This window comes from Pseudomonas sp. NBRC 111124, assembly GCF_001320245.1.
GTDB lineage: Bacteria > Pseudomonadota > Gammaproteobacteria > Pseudomonadales > Pseudomonadaceae > Aquipseudomonas.
The window spans coordinates 71267-88924 of sequence record NZ_BCBA01000033.1; the positions used below are offsets into that span (position 1 = coordinate 71267).

The 17658-nt window shown below is 60.8% G+C and carries 22 protein-coding genes and 1 tRNA gene; 20 read left to right on the forward strand and 3 right to left on the reverse strand.

Annotated elements, in window-relative coordinates:
- Nucleotides 1-10: 10 nt before the first annotated feature.
- A complete protein-coding gene (locus tag APH28_RS13760) occupies nt 11-1276 on the reverse strand; it encodes an OprD family porin (RefSeq protein WP_060510170.1) in 1266 nt (421 codons plus the stop codon).
- Nucleotides 1277-2013: 737 nt separating this feature from the next.
- Here APH28_RS13760 and APH28_RS13765 point away from each other — a divergent pair.
- Nucleotides 2014-2433 (forward strand): HIT domain-containing protein, encoded by a 420-nt coding sequence (locus APH28_RS13765; protein ID WP_060510172.1) that lies wholly within the window; start codon nt 2014-2016, stop codon nt 2431-2433.
- A gap of 1 nt (nt 2434) precedes the next feature.
- Nucleotides 2435-2641: a SlyX family protein gene (locus APH28_RS13770; protein WP_060510174.1), complete on the forward strand. Its 207-nt coding sequence runs from the start codon at nt 2435-2437 to the stop codon at nt 2639-2641.
- A gap of 39 nt (nt 2642-2680) precedes the next feature.
- On the opposite strand, the gene APH28_RS29340 is transcribed toward APH28_RS13770, so the two are convergent.
- On the reverse strand, nt 2681-3274 hold the full coding sequence (locus tag APH28_RS29340) for a cold shock domain-containing protein (protein ID WP_060510176.1): 594 nt from the start codon (nt 3272-3274) through the stop codon (nt 2681-2683).
- A gap of 278 nt (nt 3275-3552) precedes the next feature.
- On the opposite strand from APH28_RS29340, the gene APH28_RS13780 reads away from it, so the two are divergent.
- From APH28_RS13780 to APH28_RS13865, 18 genes are all read left to right on the forward strand, one after another.
- Nucleotides 3553-4026, forward strand: a complete 474-nt coding sequence (locus APH28_RS13780) for a Dps family protein (protein ID WP_060510178.1) — start codon at nt 3553-3555, stop codon at nt 4024-4026.
- A gap of 150 nt (nt 4027-4176) precedes the next feature.
- On the forward strand, nt 4177-4503 hold the full coding sequence (locus tag APH28_RS13785; protein WP_156340887.1) for a ribbon-helix-helix domain-containing protein: 327 nt from the start codon (nt 4177-4179) through the stop codon (nt 4501-4503).
- A gap of 92 nt (nt 4504-4595) precedes the next feature.
- The gene (locus tag APH28_RS13790) at nt 4596-4817 is read left to right on the forward strand and encodes an FmdB family zinc ribbon protein (RefSeq protein WP_060510183.1); all 222 of its coding nucleotides are present in this window, start codon (nt 4596-4598) and stop codon (nt 4815-4817) included.
- 94 nt (nt 4818-4911) lie between these two features.
- Nucleotides 4912-6687, forward strand: coding sequence for an aspartate--tRNA ligase (aspS, locus tag APH28_RS13795; RefSeq protein ID WP_060510184.1), 1776 nt, complete (start codon nt 4912-4914; stop codon nt 6685-6687).
- Nucleotides 6688-6796: 109 nt separating this feature from the next.
- On the forward strand, nt 6797-7543 hold the full coding sequence (locus APH28_RS13800) for a YebC/PmpR family DNA-binding transcriptional regulator (RefSeq protein WP_027919958.1): 747 nt from the start codon (nt 6797-6799) through the stop codon (nt 7541-7543).
- Nucleotides 7544-7683: 140 nt separating this feature from the next.
- Entirely contained in the window at nt 7684-8208 is a 525-nt protein-coding gene (ruvC, locus tag APH28_RS13805; RefSeq protein WP_060510186.1) for a crossover junction endodeoxyribonuclease RuvC, read from the forward strand.
- Between the two features lie 109 nt (nt 8209-8317).
- Nucleotides 8318-8935: a Holliday junction branch migration protein RuvA gene (gene ruvA / locus APH28_RS13810; protein WP_060510188.1), complete on the forward strand. Its 618-nt coding sequence runs from the start codon at nt 8318-8320 to the stop codon at nt 8933-8935.
- Nucleotides 8932-9978 (forward strand): Holliday junction branch migration DNA helicase RuvB, encoded by a 1047-nt coding sequence (ruvB, locus tag APH28_RS13815; protein ID WP_060510190.1) that lies wholly within the window; start codon nt 8932-8934, stop codon nt 9976-9978. Before ruvA ends, ruvB begins: the two co-directional genes overlap by 4 nt.
- Nucleotides 9979-10103: 125 nt before the next feature.
- Nucleotides 10104-10556, forward strand: a complete 453-nt coding sequence (gene ybgC / locus APH28_RS13820) for a tol-pal system-associated acyl-CoA thioesterase (protein WP_054883399.1) — start codon at nt 10104-10106, stop codon at nt 10554-10556.
- Nucleotides 10557-10558: 2 nt separating this feature from the next.
- A complete protein-coding gene (tolQ, locus tag APH28_RS13825; RefSeq protein WP_027919953.1) occupies nt 10559-11254 on the forward strand; it encodes a protein TolQ in 696 nt (231 codons plus the stop codon).
- Between the two features lie 14 nt (nt 11255-11268).
- Nucleotides 11269-11721 carry a protein TolR gene (gene tolR, locus APH28_RS13830; RefSeq protein WP_012273765.1) on the forward strand — a complete coding sequence of 151 codons (453 nt, stop codon included), beginning with the start codon at nt 11269-11271 and terminating at the stop codon, nt 11719-11721.
- Nucleotides 11721-12797 carry a cell envelope integrity protein TolA gene (tolA, locus tag APH28_RS13835; RefSeq protein ID WP_060510192.1) on the forward strand — a complete coding sequence of 359 codons (1077 nt, stop codon included), beginning with the start codon at nt 11721-11723 and terminating at the stop codon, nt 12795-12797. The genes tolR and tolA overlap by 1 nt, the downstream gene beginning before the upstream one ends.
- Before the next feature lie 17 nt (nt 12798-12814).
- Nucleotides 12815-14095: a Tol-Pal system beta propeller repeat protein TolB gene (gene tolB, locus APH28_RS13840; RefSeq protein ID WP_177334267.1), complete on the forward strand. Its 1281-nt coding sequence runs from the start codon at nt 12815-12817 to the stop codon at nt 14093-14095.
- A gap of 54 nt (nt 14096-14149) precedes the next feature.
- Nucleotides 14150-14647 (forward strand): peptidoglycan-associated lipoprotein Pal, encoded by a 498-nt coding sequence (pal, locus tag APH28_RS13845; RefSeq protein ID WP_023381906.1) that lies wholly within the window; start codon nt 14150-14152, stop codon nt 14645-14647.
- 6 nt (nt 14648-14653) lie between these two features.
- Nucleotides 14654-15469: a tol-pal system protein YbgF gene (gene ybgF, locus APH28_RS13850; protein ID WP_060510194.1), complete on the forward strand. Its 816-nt coding sequence runs from the start codon at nt 14654-14656 to the stop codon at nt 15467-15469.
- Between the two features lie 157 nt (nt 15470-15626).
- Nucleotides 15627-16274 carry a 7-carboxy-7-deazaguanine synthase QueE gene (gene queE, locus APH28_RS13855; protein WP_060510300.1) on the forward strand — a complete coding sequence of 216 codons (648 nt, stop codon included), beginning with the start codon at nt 15627-15629 and terminating at the stop codon, nt 16272-16274.
- A 16-nt stretch (nt 16275-16290) separates the two neighbouring features.
- Entirely contained in the window at nt 16291-16965 is a 675-nt protein-coding gene (queC, locus tag APH28_RS13860) for a 7-cyano-7-deazaguanine synthase QueC (RefSeq protein WP_060510196.1), read from the forward strand.
- A 61-nt stretch (nt 16966-17026) separates the two neighbouring features.
- Nucleotides 17027-17102: transfer RNA gene (locus APH28_RS13865), tRNA-Lys, on the forward strand.
- Nucleotides 17103-17209: 107 nt separating this feature from the next.
- On the opposite strand, the gene APH28_RS13870 is transcribed toward APH28_RS13865, so the two are convergent.
- A complete protein-coding gene (locus tag APH28_RS13870; protein ID WP_060510197.1) occupies nt 17210-17398 on the reverse strand; it encodes a bacteriocin in 189 nt (62 codons plus the stop codon).
- Nucleotides 17399-17658 lie beyond the last annotated feature (260 nt).

Consider the following 17658-nt stretch of genomic DNA (forward strand, 5'->3'; position numbering starts at 1 on the left):
TAAGCCAGGCTTACAGGATGCTCAGCGGGTACTCGACGATCAGGCGCAGTTCGTCGATCGAGTTCGAACCGTAGTAGACGCCATCGCTGGAGCGGTAGGTGGCCTGACGCACGCGGAAGCTCAAGTCCTTGGCCGGGCCTTCCTGCAGTACGTACTTGACGTCTACGTCGCGTTCCCATTCCGAGCCATTGTTGGTGCCAGTGACATGGGCGTCGGTACCGCGTACATAACGGGTCATGAAGGTCAGGCCCGGAATGCCGAATTCAGCGAAGTTCAGGTCGTAGCGAGCCTGCCAGGACTTCTCGTTTTCCGCGTTGAAGTCGGAACGGGCAACGGAGTTGGCCAGGAAGACGGTACCGCCACCGTCGACGCCATAGCCATAGTCGCCGTCGCCGGAGACTTTCTGATAGGCCAGGGTAAAGGTGTGTGCGCCAATGTTGTACGCACCGGACAGGCTGTACGCGCGGTTGTCCAGTTTGCCTTCATCGAAGGACTTGTAGTCGGCCGAGCCAATACTCTTGGTGTCATAGATGTTGAAGTCGAACACCAGGCCCTGCTTCTCGGAAATTGGCAGCGCCCAGTTCACGTTGGCGTAGTACTTGCGCCAGTAGTCTTCAACATTGGAGTAGTACAGGCTGGTGGACAGGTTGTCGGTGAAGGCGTAGGTGCCACCGATAACGTCGGCCTTTTTCAGGCGCATGCTGTCGTGGTTGGTCTCGGCCTGGGCATCCAGCGCGGTGAAGTGACCCGCGTTCAGGGTCAGGCCCTTGATTTCGTTGCTGGTGACCAGGGCGCCTTCGGCCATCTCCGGCAGCAAGCGGCTGTCGTCGGTGGCGAACACAGGCAGGGCGGTGAACTGATCACCTACTTTCAATACGGTGTCGGAGACGCGGAATTTGACCGCACCGCCGCCTTTGGAGTAGTCATCTTGTGAGCGTTGGTCGGAACCTGTCGGGAAAAGGCCGGTGCGGGCGCGGCCCTTGCCGCTGTCAAGTTTCAGACCGAGCATGCCGATCGCATCGACGCCCACACCGATGGTGCCTTGGGTGAAGCCGGATTCGTAAGTGCCGACGAAGCCGAGACCGGTTTCTTCAGCGCGGCTTGGGCCGCTGTCGTTGTTACGGAAGTCACGGCTGAAGTACAGCATGCGAGTCTTGACGTTCAGCTTGCTGTCTTCGAGGAAACCCTTGGAATCGTCCTGGGACGAGGCCACTGCCATCTGCGAGGTCCCTGCCGCAACGGCCAGGGCGATCATGCTCCACTTCATCACGCGCATCGTGATTTGCTCCTTTGGTTTTTAGGAAGAGTACCGCTGCGCCCAAGTCTTTTAGTTATATGGGGCAGCTCTTTCTTGTTATGTCGGCGGAAATGTATAGCACGCTGACTGTTGTTGGCGATATGGCAAAAATCATCCTTACGGGAACTTTATTGCCATGTCGCATTCAGGTATTTCCATGTCGCAAATCACTTCCCGGTTAACCGGGCAGTCCAACGCCAGCGCTGTTCCTTTGCCGTAACGATTCTGTAACTACAGATTCCGGTTAAGGAAACTCCCTGGGGTAGCCAATTCGCTGTTGTTATTTGTCGCGTCACCCAGTCAATGCAGGTGTCGTGCCGACTTGGCGTGAAGAGAATGCAACAAGCGTGCTCAAAATTAACAACGATTCATGAAATTTTCACAGACGCTGCTGTCGAGGGTCGAAAAGTGCCGAGAATACGGGGCGGGAGTTGTCTGATGGTGTGCCAGGTTCAATGGGCCGGATAAAAGAAAAAGCTGCCATAAAAGTCAATGTGTTACCGCTGACTGTTGATCCTGAGTCGTTCCTGTGAGTAGAAGCGTAGTGCTGCACACTTTTGTGGCCTCTTTTTGGTGCGAAAAGTAGCGTTGTGTTACCGCCATTGTGCAAGTCTTGGCGATTCATGAACTTAAAGCGTGCAGCCCTGCGCCTGACCATGTCGAGGCGGGCGAAGCAGGGTATCCTTGGTGCATTGGTTTATGGGTGGAGATTGATTGTGTTTGATATGGATTCGCGTTTGCAGCAGGATTCCTTGGTCCTTGGTGATTTCCCACTGTGCCGGCTGTTGCTCAGCAAGGATGCCAATTACCCTTGGTTCATTCTGGTACCCAAGCGCGCGGGCGTTAGCGAGCTGTTCGACTTGAGCCAGGAAGACCAGTCACAGCTGTGGAAAGAAACCACCTACCTCGCCGAAGCGCTCAAGCGTGAGTTCGCGGCTGACAAGATGAACGTCGCCACGCTGGGTAACGTGGTCAGTCAGATGCACATGCATGTGATCGTTCGCCACCAGGGCGATGCAGCCTGGCCAGCGCCGGTCTGGGGCAAGGTCCCGGCTGTCGAGTATGCGCCGGGGCAGGTGGATGCCATTCGTCAGCGCCTGCGTGCACTGCTCAAACTCGATTACCAGGAGGCCTGACATGTCACCGGAGTCGCGCATTATTGAACTGGAAACCCGTCAGGCGTTTCAGGACGACACGATCCAGGCGCTGAATGATGTGGTGGTCGAACAGGGGCGGGTCATCGAGCGCCTGCAGTTGCAGGTGGCCGAGCTGATCAAGCGCTATGAAGAAATGGTCGGGCAGTACGGCAGCGAAGGGGAAGAGGCGCCGCCGCCGCATTACTGATGTGGGGTAGCCCTGGGGTTGCCCCAGGGCTGCGCAGGGTCAGCGGCGGTTCACCGCGACCACGTCCTCGGCCTGCAGGCCTTTGTCGCGGTGCATCACCGAGAATTCCACGCGCTGGCCTTCGACCAGGATGCGGTGGCCCTCGCCGCGGATGGCGCGGAAGTGGACAAAGATATCGTCACCCGAGTCGCGGGAAATGAACCCGAAGCCCTTGGAGGTGTTGAACCACTTCACTGTGCCGGTATCGCGCTTGCCGGCCTCCATTGGCGCGCCTTGGCTGGCGCGGGGCTTTTTGCTGAGGCGGGCGAAACCGGCTACCAGGTGCAGGGCGACGGCCAGTGCAGCGCAGACCAGCGCCGCCAGGTTGCCCATTTCCGGACGTGCCAGCAGGGTGAGGGTCTGCACGACAACGGCCACCACCAGCAGGGCGCAGGCCAGGTATTGCAGCTGTTGCCGCGCACCGCGGTAATACAGCGGCACGACCGGGGCCAGCAGCAGGTTGAGCAGGCCGAGCAGGGCCAGATAGACCGCGTCGGGTTGCTGCAGGAAGGGTGTAGCTTCGGGTTTGAGGCTGGGCATGAGCGATAGCAGCAAAGCCGCAACGCCCGTCACCAGATGGACGATCTTGAACATGGGTTGGCTCACAGTTGATAAGGCCGATCACAGGAAGAGCTGGCGGCACGGTGCGCATGAGGTATAAAGCGCGAACACGTGGTGGGCCAGCCTATGCACCCGGCAATAACAGTCCGCACGGGTGGCACCGTGCCTATTTAACAGCAAAGGCGGGGGGTTCTCAAACCGCAGGCGGCGGGTGCCGATCGCTTGCCCTGTGTCATGGGCACGTTGCGCCAAGTGTTGATACAGTGTACCGGGCCCGCTTGATCATCAAGCCTTATGGAAAGGGGAACTTCATGGCAATCGATATCGGTATCAGTGAAGAAGATCGCAAGTCCATCGTCGAAGGGCTTTCCCGCCTGCTGTCGGATACCTACGTGCTGTATCTGAAAACCCATAACTTTCACTGGAACGTCACCGGTCCGTCGTTCCGCACCCTGCACCTGATGTTCGAAGAGCAGTACAACGAGCTGGCGCTGGCCGTCGACTCGATCGCCGAACGGATTCGCGCGCTGGGCTTCCCGGCGCCGGGCTCGTATGCTTTTTATGCCAAGCACTCCTCGATCAAAGAGGAGGAAGGCGTCCCGCCTGCGGACGAAATGATCCGCCAGCTAGTCCAGGGGCAGGAGGCCGTGGTGCGTACTGCGCGCAGCATTTTCCCTGTGGTGGACAAGGTCAGCGATGAGCCGACCGCCGATCTGCTGACCCAGCGGATGCAGGTGCATGAAAAGACCGCCTGGATGCTGCGAGTGCTGCTCGACGGTAAATGATCGGTTAATCGTGTAGTACTTTTCCGAAGGCCCGGCTGAATCCACTTCAGCCGGGTCCTTTTGTTTGTGCGGGAAGATTTTGCCGCTGCTTCAAACGCCTCGCTCAGCGCTTCATTGAACCCCAGTTGATTGAGCTGAGGAAATGGCGTGATGCAAGCAATCAAGCGTGCGGTGAGGGTGGGGCACTGGCCAGGCAAGCAGTGCATCGATCCGTTCAAGGCCGATTTCGACATGTTGCAGACCCAGCCCGTGTCGCGTTCGGTTAGGTTGAATGGTTTTTCCACCTGTCTGCGCCTGGAGGCCGTGTATTGGGGTATCCTCGACCAGATTGCCGCAGCGAACCAATGCTCGGTCAGTGCCGTGCTGTCGTATGTCGACCGCGAAGTGCACCTGCGTCAGGGCGGGGTGCGCAACTTCAGCGGGCTGATCCGGGTGATCTGCGTGGCCTGGTTGCGTGATCCGCCAAGTGAACGCTGATCGCCCGGCGGGCTGCGCAGTGTCGGTTAACCATATATAATCCCGCTTTTTGCTGCCCCGGCAGCCAGCGTTGTGGTTGACGAGAGACGTTCATGCCCCTTTATGACTATCAATGTGCCTCCTGCGATCACCGGCTGGAGGCGCTGCAGAAGATCAGCGCCGCGCCGCTGACCGACTGCCCGGCCTGTCAGGCGCCGGCACTGAAGAAGTTGCTGTCGGTCCCCGGCTTTCGCCTGAGCGGCACTGGCTGGTACGAAACCGACTTCAAGACCGGGGCGAAAAAGAACCTGGCAGGCGGCGACAAAGCCGACTGAGTTGAATTGCAGTAGCCGGGTCTTGCAGTATTAGCCCTCCGGGCGGCCAAGGCCTCCAACGAATACACGAATCACGAGAAGCGAAACCACCATCATGATGCGCAGCCATTATTGCGGCCAACTGAACGAGAGCCTGGACGGCCAGGAAGTCACCCTTTGCGGCTGGGTCCATCGTCGCCGCGACCACGGCGGGGTGATCTTCCTCGACATCCGTGACCGCGAAGGCATGGCCCAGGTCGTGTTCGACCCGGATCGCGCCGAAACCTTCGCCGCCGCCGATCGCGTTCGCAGCGAATACGTCGTGCAGATCACCGGCAAGGTGCGCAAGCGCCCGGACGGCGCGGTCAACGCCAACATGGCGTCCGGGGCCATCGAGATCCTCGGCTATCAGCTGAACGTGCTCAACGAAGCGGAAACCCCACCGTTCCCGCTGAATGAATATTCCGACGTCGGCGAGGAAACCCGCCTGCGTTACCGCTTCATCGACCTGCGTCGCCCGGAAATGGCCGACAAGCTGCGCCTGCGTTCGCGCATTACCAGCAGCATCCGTCGCTTCCTTGATGAAAACGGCTTCCTCGACGTCGAAACCCCGATTCTCACCCGCGCCACTCCGGAAGGCGCGCGTGACTATCTGGTGCCGAGCCGTACCCACGCGGGCAGCTTCTTTGCCCTGCCGCAGTCGCCTCAGCTGTTCAAGCAGCTGCTGATGGTTGCCGGTTTCGACCGCTACTACCAGATCGCCAAGTGCTTCCGCGATGAAGACTTGCGTGCTGACCGCCAGCCGGAATTCACCCAGATCGACATCGAGACCAGCTTCCTCGACGAAGCCGAGATCATGGGCCTCACCGAGAGCATGATCCGCAAGCTGTTCAAGGAAGTGCTGGACCTGGAATTCGGCGAATTCCCGCACATGACCTTCGAAGAAGCCATGCGCCGCTACGGCTCCGACAAACCAGACCTGCGTATCCCGCTGGAACTGGTCGACGTTGCCGACCAGCTGAAAGACGTCGACTTCAAGGTCTTCGCAGGCCCGGCCAACGATCCGAAATGCCGCGTCACCGCCCTGCGCCTGCCAGGCGGTGCCAGCATGCCGCGCAGCAAGATTGACGAGTACACCAAGTTCGTCGGCATCTATGGTGCCAAGGGCCTGGCCTACATCAAGGTCAACGAGCGCGCCAAGGGCGTCGAGGGCCTGCAGTCGCCGATCGTCAAGAACATCCCTGAGGCCAACCTCAACAACATCCTCGACCGCGTTGGCGCTGTCGATGGTGACATCGTGTTCTTCGGTGCCGACAAGTTCAAGGTCGTCAGCGAAGCCTTGGGCGCGCTGCGTATCCGCCTGGGCCACGACTTCGAGCTGCTGACCTGCGAGTGGGCACCGATGTGGGTGGTCGACTTCCCGATGTTCGAAGAGAACGAAGACGGCAGCTTCACCGCGCTGCACCACCCGTTCACCGCGCCGAAGTGCACCCCGGAAGCGCTCGAGGCCAACCCGGCCACCGCACTGTCCCGTGCCTACGACATGGTCCTGAACGGTACCGAGCTGGGTGGCGGTTCGATCCGTATCCACCGCAAGGAAATGCAGCAAGCGGTATTCCGTCTGCTGGGCATCGAGGCCGAGGAACAGGAAGAGAAGTTCGGCTTCCTGCTCGACGCCCTGAAGTTCGGTGCACCGCCTCACGGTGGCCTGGCCTTCGGCCTGGACCGCCTGGTCATGCTGATGACCGGCGCCCAGTCGATCCGTGAAGTGATCGCCTTCCCGAAAACCCAGAGCGCCGCGTGCGTCATGACCCAGGCCCCTGGCATGGTCGACGCCAAGGCCCTGCGCGAGCTGCACATCCGTCTGCGCGAGCAGACCAAGGTCGAGTAATCGGCCCCGGGCGCATCCCGGCGGGTGCGCCCAAGCGCTTCGGCGCAGTATTCCCACGTTCCGCCCTTCGGGGCGGAACCTGTTTCTGTTTCAAGGATTCGGAGTCGTTATGGCTGGTCATTCCAAGTGGGCGAACATCAAGCACCGCAAAGAGCGCCAGGATGCCAAGAGAGGCAAGATCTTCACCAAGTGGATCCGTGAGCTGACCGTTGCCGCCAAGCAGGGTGGTGCTGATCCAGGCTCCAACCCGCGCCTGCGCCTGGCGCTGGACAAGGCCCTGGGCGCCAACATGAGCCGCGACATCATTGATCGCGCCGTGGCCCGTGGCGCCGGCACCAACGAAAGCGACAACGTCGAAGAGCTCAGCTACGAAGGTTACGGCCCTGGTGGCGTGGCGATCATGGTCGAGGCCATGACCGACAACCGCAACCGCACCGCTGCCGCTGTGCGCCATGCTTTCACCAAATGTGGCGGCAACCTCGGCACTGACGGCTCGGTGGCTTACCTGTTCGAGCGCAAGGGGCAGATCAGCTTCGCCCCCGGCATCGACGAAGATGCCCTGATGGAAGCCGCAATGGAGGCCGATGCCGACGACGTGGTGGCCAACGACGATGGATCGTTCGAGGTGTTCACCTCGTTCAACAGTTTCTACGCCGTGCGTAACGCGCTGGAAGAAGCGGGTTTCAAAGCCGCCGACGCAGAAATCGTCATGCAGCCGACCACCAGCGCCGAACTGGACCAGGAGGGCGCCGAGAAGGTGCTCAAGCTGATCGACATGCTCGAAGACCTGGATGACGTGCAGAACGTCTACTCCAACGCGCAGATCTCTGACGAGATCATGGAAAAACTCGGCTAAGATTTTGCGCTTGGCTTACAGGGCCTATTCGCGGGCAAGCCCGCTCCCACAGGTATTGCATCAGGCTCAGGTTTGGTGCGGTCCCTGTGGGAGCGGGCTTGCCCGCGAATAGGCCGGTACTTTTTGAACACGCAGGCGCTATGACTCTGATTCTTGGTATCGACCCCGGCTCGCGCATCACCGGCTACGGTGTGGTCCGCCAGACCGCCCGTGGTTGCGAGTACGTGGCGTCGGGCTGCATTCGTACCGGCAGCGGCGAGTTGCCTGAGCGGTTGCAGATTGTTTTTCGCGGTGTCAGCGAGATCATCGCTCAGCACGGCCCGGTGACCATGGGCATCGAGCGAGTGTTCATGGCGCGCAACGCCGACTCCGCGCTCAAGCTCGGTCAGGCCCGTGGCGCTGCCATTGTTGCCGCCGCCGAAGCCGGCCTGGAAATCGCCGAATACAGCGCCAGCCAGGTCAAGCAGGCAGTCGCCGGCAGTGGCGGGGCAAATAAGGAACAGGTGATGCTGATGGTCATGCATCTGCTCAAGTTGACCCAGAAGCCGCAGATCGATGCCTCCGACGCCCTGGCCATCGCCCTTTGCCACGCTCACACCCGCTCCAGCCTGGTGCCCCACGGCCTCGCTACGGCACGGCGGCGCGGCGGGCGCTTGCGTCTGTAAGCGCTTCATGCGCTGATACACATTTTGTTCGGGTGAAGCGTTCGCCCGGCGCATTTGCTGATAGGGTTGAGCGGTCTTTGACCGGCTCCCCGAGAGGAAGGATCGGAACGTGATTGGACGTTTGCGCGGCACCCTGGCGGAAAAACAGCCGCCGCACCTTGTTATCGACGTCAACGGCGTGGGCTATGAGCTGGAAGTGCCGATGACCACCCTGTATCGCCTGCCCAAGGTCGGCGAACCAGTGACCGTGCATACCCACCTGGTGGTGCGCGAAGACGCTCACCTGCTGTATGGCTTTGCCGAGAAGCGCGAGCGCGAGCTGTTCCGCGAGCTGATCCGCCTCAATGGCGTGGGCCCGAAGCTGGCGCTGGCACTGATGTCCGGCCTGGAAGTGGACGAGCTGGTGCGCTGCGTGCAGGCTCAGGACGCTTCGGTTCTGGTGCGCGTACCCGGTGTCGGCAAGAAAACCGCCGAGCGCCTGCTGGTCGAGCTCAAGGACCGCTTCAAGGCCTGGGAAACCTCCCCGGCCATGTTCACTCTGGTCTCCGATGGCCCGCTGCCGGTGGCCAGCGAGTCTTCCGCCGAGGCCGACGCGGTCAGCGCTCTGGTGTCCCTGGGCTACAAGCCGCAGGAGGCGAGCAAGGCGATTGCCGCGATCAAGGACAAGGCCGGCCTGAGCAGCGAGGAACTCATTCGTCGCAGCCTTAAAGGGATGATTACCAAGTGATCGAAGCCGACCGCCTGATCGCCGCCAGTGGCCGCGACCGTGAAGAAGTCCAGGACCGTGCGATCCGCCCGTTGCGCCTGGACGAATACATCGGCCAGCCGGTGGTCCGCGAGCAGATGGCGCTGTTCATCCAGGCGGCGCGCGGGCGTGGCGAGTCCCTCGACCACACGCTGATCTTCGGCCCGCCCGGGCTGGGCAAGACCACCCTGGCCAACATCATCGCCCAGGAAATGGGCGTTTCGGTCAAGAGTACGTCGGGGCCGATCCTCGAACGGCCGGGCGACCTGGCAGCGATGCTGACCAACCTCGAGCCGCACGATGTGCTGTTCATCGACGAAATTCACCGCTTGTCGCCGGTGGTTGAAGAAGTCCTGTATCCGGCGATGGAAGACTTCCAGCTCGACATCATGATCGGCGAAGGCCCTGCGGCCCGTTCGATCAAGCTCGACCTGCCGCCGTTTACCTTGGTGGGTGCCACCACCCGCGCCGGCATGCTTACCAACCCGCTGCGTGACCGCTTCGGTATCGTCCAGCGCCTGGAGTTCTACAGCGACAAGGACCTTTCGACTATCGTCAGCCGCTCGGCTGGCATCCTTGGCTTGGCCATCGAAGAGCAGGGCGCCTACGAGATCGCCCGCCGTGCCCGCGGTACGCCACGTATCGCCAACCGCCTGCTGCGCCGAGTGCGCGATTACGCCGAAGTACGCGGCAAGGGCCAGATCACCAAGGCCGTGGCCGACATGGCGTTGAACCTGCTGGACGTCGACGAGCGCGGTTTCGACCATTCCGACCGTCGACTGCTGCTGACCATGATCGAAAAGTTCGATGGTGGCCCGGTGGGCGTGGACAACCTGGCTGCGGCGATCAGCGAGGAACGCCACACCATCGAGGATGTGCTCGAGCCCTACCTTATCCAGCAGGGTTACATCATGCGCACGCCGCGCGGTCGAGTAGTTACCCGGCACGCCTATCTGCACTTCGGCTTGAATGTGCCTGGCAGCCTGGGAGGCACGGGTGAATTTTCCGAGCCAGGCGATGAATGACAGATCAAAACCGGCTTTTCATGGTCCTACCGCTGGCATGCCGATGGTGCGCTGGCAATACGACATTAATGAACAAAAAACAGTTGCCGCAGCGGATTGGCAAGCTGAGGAGTAAGCACTAGAGTATGCGCGCGCAAAATGGCCTGGAACCGTTCGCACACCGTTGTCGTGTCTATTACGAGGATACCGATGCCGGTGGCGTGGTGTATTACGTCAATTACCTGAAATTCATGGAGCGCGCGCGCACCGAGCGCCTGCGGCATCTGGGGTTTTCCCAGGCGCAGCTGGCCGAGGACAACCTGCTGTTCGTGGTTCACTCCAGTGAAGCCCGCTATCACGCGCCGGCACGCCTGGACGACGAGCTGAGGGTCACCGCGCAAGTACTTGAACTCAATCGCGCCAGCCTGCGCTTCGTGCAGCAGGTCTGGCGAGAAAAAGATGAAACGCTGCTCTGTGAGGGGCAGTTCCTGGTGGCCGCCGTGCGCGCCGACACTTTCAAACCCCGAGCCATACCCCCGGAGCTGCGCGACGCCTTTGTGGCGGACGGCTCGGGTAATCAATCGAACGCAGGAGAATAAGCGTGGAAGCTAACGTCGTCGACCATACCTCCATGTGGAGTCTGGTCAGCAATGCCAGCGTGGTGGTACAGCTGGTAATGCTGACCCTGGTGGCCGCCTCGGTCACCTCATGGATCATGATCTTCCAGCGCAGCACCATGCTGCGCGCCGGTCGTCGTGCGCTGGATGCCTTCGAGGAGCGCTTCTGGTCGGGCATCGACCTGTCCAAGCTGTATCGTCAGGCAGGCAGCAACCCGGACCCGGATTCCGGTGTGGAGCAGGTCTTCCGTGCCGGCTTCAAAGAGTTTTCGCGCCTGCGCCAGCAGCCAGGCGTGGACCCGGACGCGGTCATGGAGGGCGTGGCCCGTGCCATGCGCGTGGCCATTTCGCGTGAAGAAGAAAAGCTCGAGCAGAGCCTGCCGTTCCTCGCCACCGTCGGTTCGACCAGCCCGTACATCGGCCTGTTCGGCACCGTGTGGGGCATCATGAACTCGTTCCGCGGCCTGGCCAGTGCCCAGCAGGCTACCCTGGCCACCGTGGCCCCGGGTATCGCCGAAGCACTGGTCGCCACGGCCATCGGCCTGTTCGCGGCCATTCCGGCGGTCATCGCCTACAACCGGTTCGCGGCGCGCAGCGAAGTGCTGATCGGTCGTTACTACACCTTCGCCGACGAGTTCCAGGCGATCCTGCACCGCAAAGTGCACACCAGCGAAGAGTAATCAGGTAGAAGCCCATGGCCCGAGTTCGCCACAAACGCAAGCCCGTCGCCGAGATGAACGTGGTGCCCTACATCGACGTGATGCTGGTGCTGCTGGTCATCTTCATGGTGACGGCGCCCATGCTCAACCAGGGCGTGAAGGTCGACCTGCCCAAGGTTTCCAGCGAAGCCTTGCCGCAGGACAACAACGTCCAGATCCTTACCATTTCCATCAAGGCCGACAAGACCTACTACTGGAACCTCGGCAGCGAAGTCGACACCGACAAGCAGATGGACAAGGCCATGACCTTGCCGGACATGACCAACGCAGTGACCAAGATCATTGCCGCCGGTCGCGACCAGGGCAAGCAGACCCAGGTCTTCATTCGTGGCGACAAGGCTGTCGACTACGGCGCCGTCATGGGCGCCATGGGCGGGTTGCAGAAGGCCGGTGTCGGTAACGTTGGCCTGATTACCGAGGCGCCCTGATGCAACAGCGAGAGCCATCCGCCTCGGAAAGCTACTTCTGGCCCAGTGTCTGGGCCATCGGCCTGCATGTGCTGGTGTTCGCGCTGCTGTTCGTCAGCTTTGCCATGACGCCTGAATTGCCGCCTTCCAAGCCGATCGTTCAGGCTACCCTGTATCAGCTCAAGTCGAAGAGCCAGGCGACCACCCAGACCAATCAGAAGATTGCCGGGGAAGCGAAGAAAACCGCCGCGCGCCAGACCGAAGTCGAGCAGCTGGAGCAGAAGAAGGTCGAGCAGGAGGCCATCAAGGCCGCGGAACAAAAGAAAGCCGACGCCGCTCAAAAGGCTGAGGAAGCACGCGAAGCCGCCGAAGCCAAGAAGGCCGAGGAGGCTGCAAAGGCTGCCGAAGCCAAGAAAGCCGCCGAATCCAAGAAGGCCGAAGAGGCGAAGAAGGCCGCCGAGAAGCAGCAGGCCGACATCGCCAAGAAAAAGGCCGAGGAAGAAGCGAAGAAGCAGGCCGAGGAAGAAGCCAAGAAAAAAGCAGCCGAGGAGGCCAAGAAGCAGGCCGCCGAGGACGCGAAGAAGAAAGCAGCCGAGGACGCCAAGAAGAAAGCGGCGGCCGAGGACGCGAAGAAGAAGGCAGCTGAAGAGGCCAAGAAAAAGGCCGCTGCAGACGCTCAGAAGAAAAAAGCACAGGAAGCGGCCCGCAAGTCGGCGGAAGACAAGAAAGCTCAGGCCCTGGCCGAGCTGTTGTCCGACACCACCGAGCGGCAGCAGGCCCTGGCTGACGAGCAGGGTGACCAGGTGGCCGGCGACTTCGACGACCTGATCCGCATGCGCGCGGCCGAGGGTTGGGCGCGTCCGCCTTCCGCGCGCAAAGGCATGACGGTGACCCTGCAGGTCAACATGTTGCCTGATGGTACTGTTACCGGTGTGAGCGTGATCAAGTCCAGTGGTGACGGTCCGTTCGACAGTTCGGCGGTGGCAGCGGTGAAGAATATCGGTCGTCTGACCGAGATGCAGGGTATGAAGCCGAGCGATTTCAACCGTTATCGTTCGTTCAAGATGACATTTACTCCTGAGGATCTAGCGTTGTGATTAAACTCCTTCGAGGAATGCTGGTCATGCTCTGCTGCGTGGCCGGCATGGCCATGGCAGAGGAAAAGAACATCCTGGTCACCAGCGGCAGCGATCGGGCCACGCCCATCGCGGTAGTGCCGTTCGGTCTGCAGGGTGGCAGTGTGCTGCCGGAAGACATGGCCGACATCATCGGCAATGACCTGCGCAACTCGGGCTACTACTCGCCGATTCCGCGTCAGAACATGATCAGCCAGCCTACCCAGGCCAGCGAAGTCATCTTCCGTGACTGGAAAGCGCTGGGTGCCCAATACGTCATGGTTGGCAGCATCGTGCCGTCGGGCGGTCGCCTGCAGGTGCAGTACGCGCTGTTCAACGTCGCCACCGAGCAGCAAGTGCTGACCGGTAGCGTGGCGGGCAGCACCGACCAGCTGCGCGACATGGCGCACTACATTGCCGACCAGTCGTTCGAGAAGCTCACCGGCATCAAGGGTGCGTTCTCTACCCGCATGCTGTACGTGACCGCCGAGCGCTTCTCGGTCAACAACACCCGCTACACCCTGCAGCGTTCGGACTACGACGGTGCCCGTGCAGTGACCTTGCTGCAGTCGCGTGAGCCGATCCTGTCGCCACGCTTCGCGCCGGATGGCAAGCGCATCGCCTATGTTTCGTTCGAGCAGAAGCGCCCGCGCATCTTCGTCCAGAACATCGACACTGGCCGCCGCGAGCAGGTGACCAATTTCGAAGGCCTGAACGGCGCACCGGCCTGGTCGCCTGATGGTTCGCGCCTGGCATTCGTGCTGTCCAAGGACGGCAACCCGGACATCTACGTGATGAACGTGGCTTCGCGCCAGATCAGCCGCGTCACTGCCGGCCCGGGCATCAACACCGAACCGTTCTGGGGCAAGGATGGCAACACCCTGTACTTCACCTCCGACCGTGGCGGCAAGCCGCAGATCTACAAACAGTCGGTCAGCGGTGGTGGTGCCGAGCGTGTGACATTCGTGGGCAACTACAACGCCAACCCGAAACTGTCGGCGGACGAAAAGACCCTGGTCATGATTCATCGCCAGCAGGGTTTCACCAACTTCAAAGTGGCGGCACAGGACTTGCAGCGCGGAAGTGTAAAGATTCTCTCGGAAACAAGTCTTGATGAGTCGCCCACTGTTGCGCCAAACGGCACCATGCTAATCTACGCCACCCGCCAGCAGGGCCGGGGAGTCTTGATGCTCGTGTCGCTTAACGGCCGTGTGAGGCTCCCACTTCCTACCGCTCAAGGCGAAGTCAGAGAACCGTCCTGGTCCCCTTACCTGAACTGATTGCGGCGTAACACGTTTTGCTTAACACACTGGGGTTTCATTAGGAGTTTCACGATGGAAATGCTGAAGTTTGGTAAATTTGCTGCGCTGGCTCTGGCCATGGCCGTAGCTGTAGGTTGCTCCTCGAAAGGCGGTGACAACGCTGGTGAAGGCGCTGTTGATCCGAACGCTGGCTACGGTGCCAACACTGGCGCTGTTGACGGCTCCCTGAGCGAAGAAGCTGCCCTGCGCGCAATCACCACCTTCTACTTCGAATACGACAGCTCGGACCTGAAGCCAGAAGCCATGCGCGCTCTGGACGTTCACGCCAAGGACCTGAAAGCCAACGGCAACCGCGTTGTTCTGGAAGGCAACACCGACGAGCGCGGCACCCGCGAGTACAACATGGCTCTGGGTGAGCGTCGTGCGAAAGCCGTTCAGCGCTACCTGGTTCTGCAGGGCGTTTCCCCTGCTCAGCTGGAACTGGTTTCCTACGGCGAAGAGCGTCCAGTTGCCACCGGCAACGACGAGCAGTCCTGGGCTCAGAACCGTCGCGTAGAACTGCGTAAGTAAGTTCTTATGCGTATGTGCCGTCGTGTTGTAACCGTCCTCGCACTCAGCCTTCCGCTTTCGGCGTGGGCTGCGGTTCCTGTAGTTGATGACAACGGGGGTGCTTACCCACCTTCCGGTTATGGCACGAGCGGCGCCTATGCCGGCGCAGGGGCTTCGGCCCCTGCCTCGGCACAGGGCCAGCTGTTCATGCAGCTGCAACAGATGCAGGATCAACTTTCCCGCCAGCAAGGCATCATCGAAGAGCTGCAAAACGATGTGTCGCGCATGAAGCAGGAAAACCTGGAGCGTTACCAGGATCTTGATCGTCGCATCAACAGTGGTGGCGCGCCTGCCGCGACCCCCGACAATTCCTCTACCGGTGGCGCACCCGATGCCGCTACCGGTGCTGCAGCAGGCGCCGCTGGCGCTGCTGCACAACAGCCGGCCGCCAGCAGCGAGCCCGGTGATCCGGCGAAAGAAAAGCTCTATTACGATGCCGCTTTCGACCTGATCAAGCAGAAGGACTTCGACAAGGCCAGCCAGGCGTTCAACGCCTTCCTGCGCAAGTACCCTAACAGCCAGTACGCCGGCAACGCCCAGTACTGGCTGGGTGAGGTAAACCTGGCCAAGGGCGATCTGCCAGCGGCTAGCCAAGCCTTCGCCCAGGTCAGCCAGAAGTACCCCAAGCACAGCAAGGTGCCAGATTCGCTTTACAAGCTGGCTGACGTCGAGCGCCGCATGGGCCACACCGACAAGGTGAAAGGCATCTTGCAACAGGTCATCACCCAGTATCCTGGCACGTCCGCCGCGCAACTGGCGCAACGCGACCTGCAGAAGCTCTAAGTTGCACCTTTGCAAGAAACCCGCGCCTGTCGCGGGTTTTTTCGTTAGAATTACGGCCCTTTTTATAAACACGCTGTAGCGGATAACGCCATGTCGAGTCCGCGACAGTGCCTGACGGAGGCGGACAGCCTGTTTAGCTGTCACGCCCGTGGCGAGCATGCAAGACACATTACGCATCACCGAAGTCTTTTACTCTTTGCAGGGTGAAACACGAACGGCTGGGCTGCCCACGGTATTCGTGCGCCTGACCGGTTGCCCCCTGCGCTGCCAGTACTGCGACAGTGCCTACGCCTTCACCGGCGGCACCCTGCGCACCCTCGATTCCATCCTTGAGCAGGTTGCTGGCTTCAAGCCGCGCTACGTCTGCGTTACAGGCGGCGAGCCGTTGGCCCAGCCGAACGCCTTGCCGCTGCTGCAGCGCCTCTGCGATGCCGGTTACGAGGTCTCGCTGGAAACCAGTGGCGCCCTGGATATCTCCGGCACGGATGTGCGCGTCAGCCGTGTGGTCGACCTCAAGACCCCCGGGTCGGAAGAGTCGCACCGCAACCGCTACGAGAACATCGAGCAACTGACCTGCAACGATCAGGTCAAGTTCGTCATCTGTTCCCGTGAGGACTATGACTGGGCGGTATCCAAACTGATCCAGTACAACCTGGCTGAACGTGCGGGCGAAGTGCTGTTCTCGCCCAGCCACCACCAGGTGAGTTCCACCGACCTGGCCGACTGGATCGTTGCCGACAACCTGCCCGTGCGTTTCCAGATGCAGCTGCACAAGCTGCTGTGGAACGACGAGCCCGGACGTTGATTGAGGAGTGAAAGAGATGACTGAGAAACGCGCGGTAATCCTGCTGTCTGGCGGCCTCGATTCGGCCACGGTCGTGGCCATGGCCAAGGCCGAAGGCTACAGCTGCTACACCATGAGCTTCGACTACGGCCAGCGCCACCGCGCCGAGCTGAATGCCGCCGCTCGTGTCGCCCGCGACTTGGGCGTGGTCGAGCACAAGGTCATTGGCCTGAACCTCGATGGTATTGGCGGCTCGGCCCTGACCGACAGCAGCATCGATGTGCCGGAAACCCCAGGCGAGGGCATTCCGGTGACTTATGTGCCGGCCCGTAATACCGTGTTCTTGTCGCTGGCCCTGGGCTGGGCAGAGGTGCTGGAAGCGCGTGACATCTTCATCGGTGTCAATGCCGTGGACTATTCCGGCTACCCGGATTGCCGCCCGGAGTTCGTGGAGGCGTTCGAGCGCATGGCCAACCTGGCGACCAAGGCCGGCGTCGAAGGGCAGGGCTTCCGCATCCAGGCGCCGCTGCAGAACATGAGCAAGGCGCAGATCGTGCAAGCGGGCATTGCCCAGGGCGTGGACTACAGCCTCACGGTTTCCTGCTACCAGGCCAACGATGAAGGCCAGGCGTGTGGAAACTGTGACAGTTGCCGCCTGCGTGCCGATGGTTTCAAAGCGGCGGGTGTAGCAGATCCGACGCGCTACTTTTGACGAAAGGTCGGTGCAGGTATTGATTTCCCGTTAGAAATCAGTATTATACGCGCCATCCAACGGGTCGTTAGCTCAGTTGGTAGAGCAGTTGGCTTTTAACCAATTGGTCGTAGGTTCGAATCCTACACGACCCACCATATGCAGAACACAAAGCCCGCAACCAGCAATGGTCGCGGGCTTTGTCGTTCCGGGCCTTTCACGAACGGCAACGGTCCACGCCCTCAAAGGTCGTGGACCTGGTCAATCAGCACAGCTTCAGCTCGAAGAAGTTGTACTTGCCGCTGTTGCTGCCCCAGCTCACATGCAGGGTCGAGCCTTGACCATAGTTAACGACGCTGGCACCGGCGTGGTAGCCGAATGCTGAAATGCCTCCACTGACCTGTTCCAGTTCGTCATCGTCGAGTGTGCGCAGGTTTTCATGTTCGGTATTCATGGATGAGTCCTCTTCAAGTTGTGTTGTTCCGTCACCGGTAAAGCGTCTACCGGACCTGGCAAATCATGTGAAGGGGCTGGCGCTTGAGGCAATAGGACGGGTGACCTAGTGTCCTATTGCCACAGTGTGATGCCGTTCTCGCGGCGTCACGCACTAGTGCATCTGTACTAGTGCCCGTTGTGACTGGCTTGTTTAGTCTGGCCTGGCCCGAAGCCGGACTTGCTGCAGGGCGATTTCGCAACTGCCAGTAGTAGGCCAGG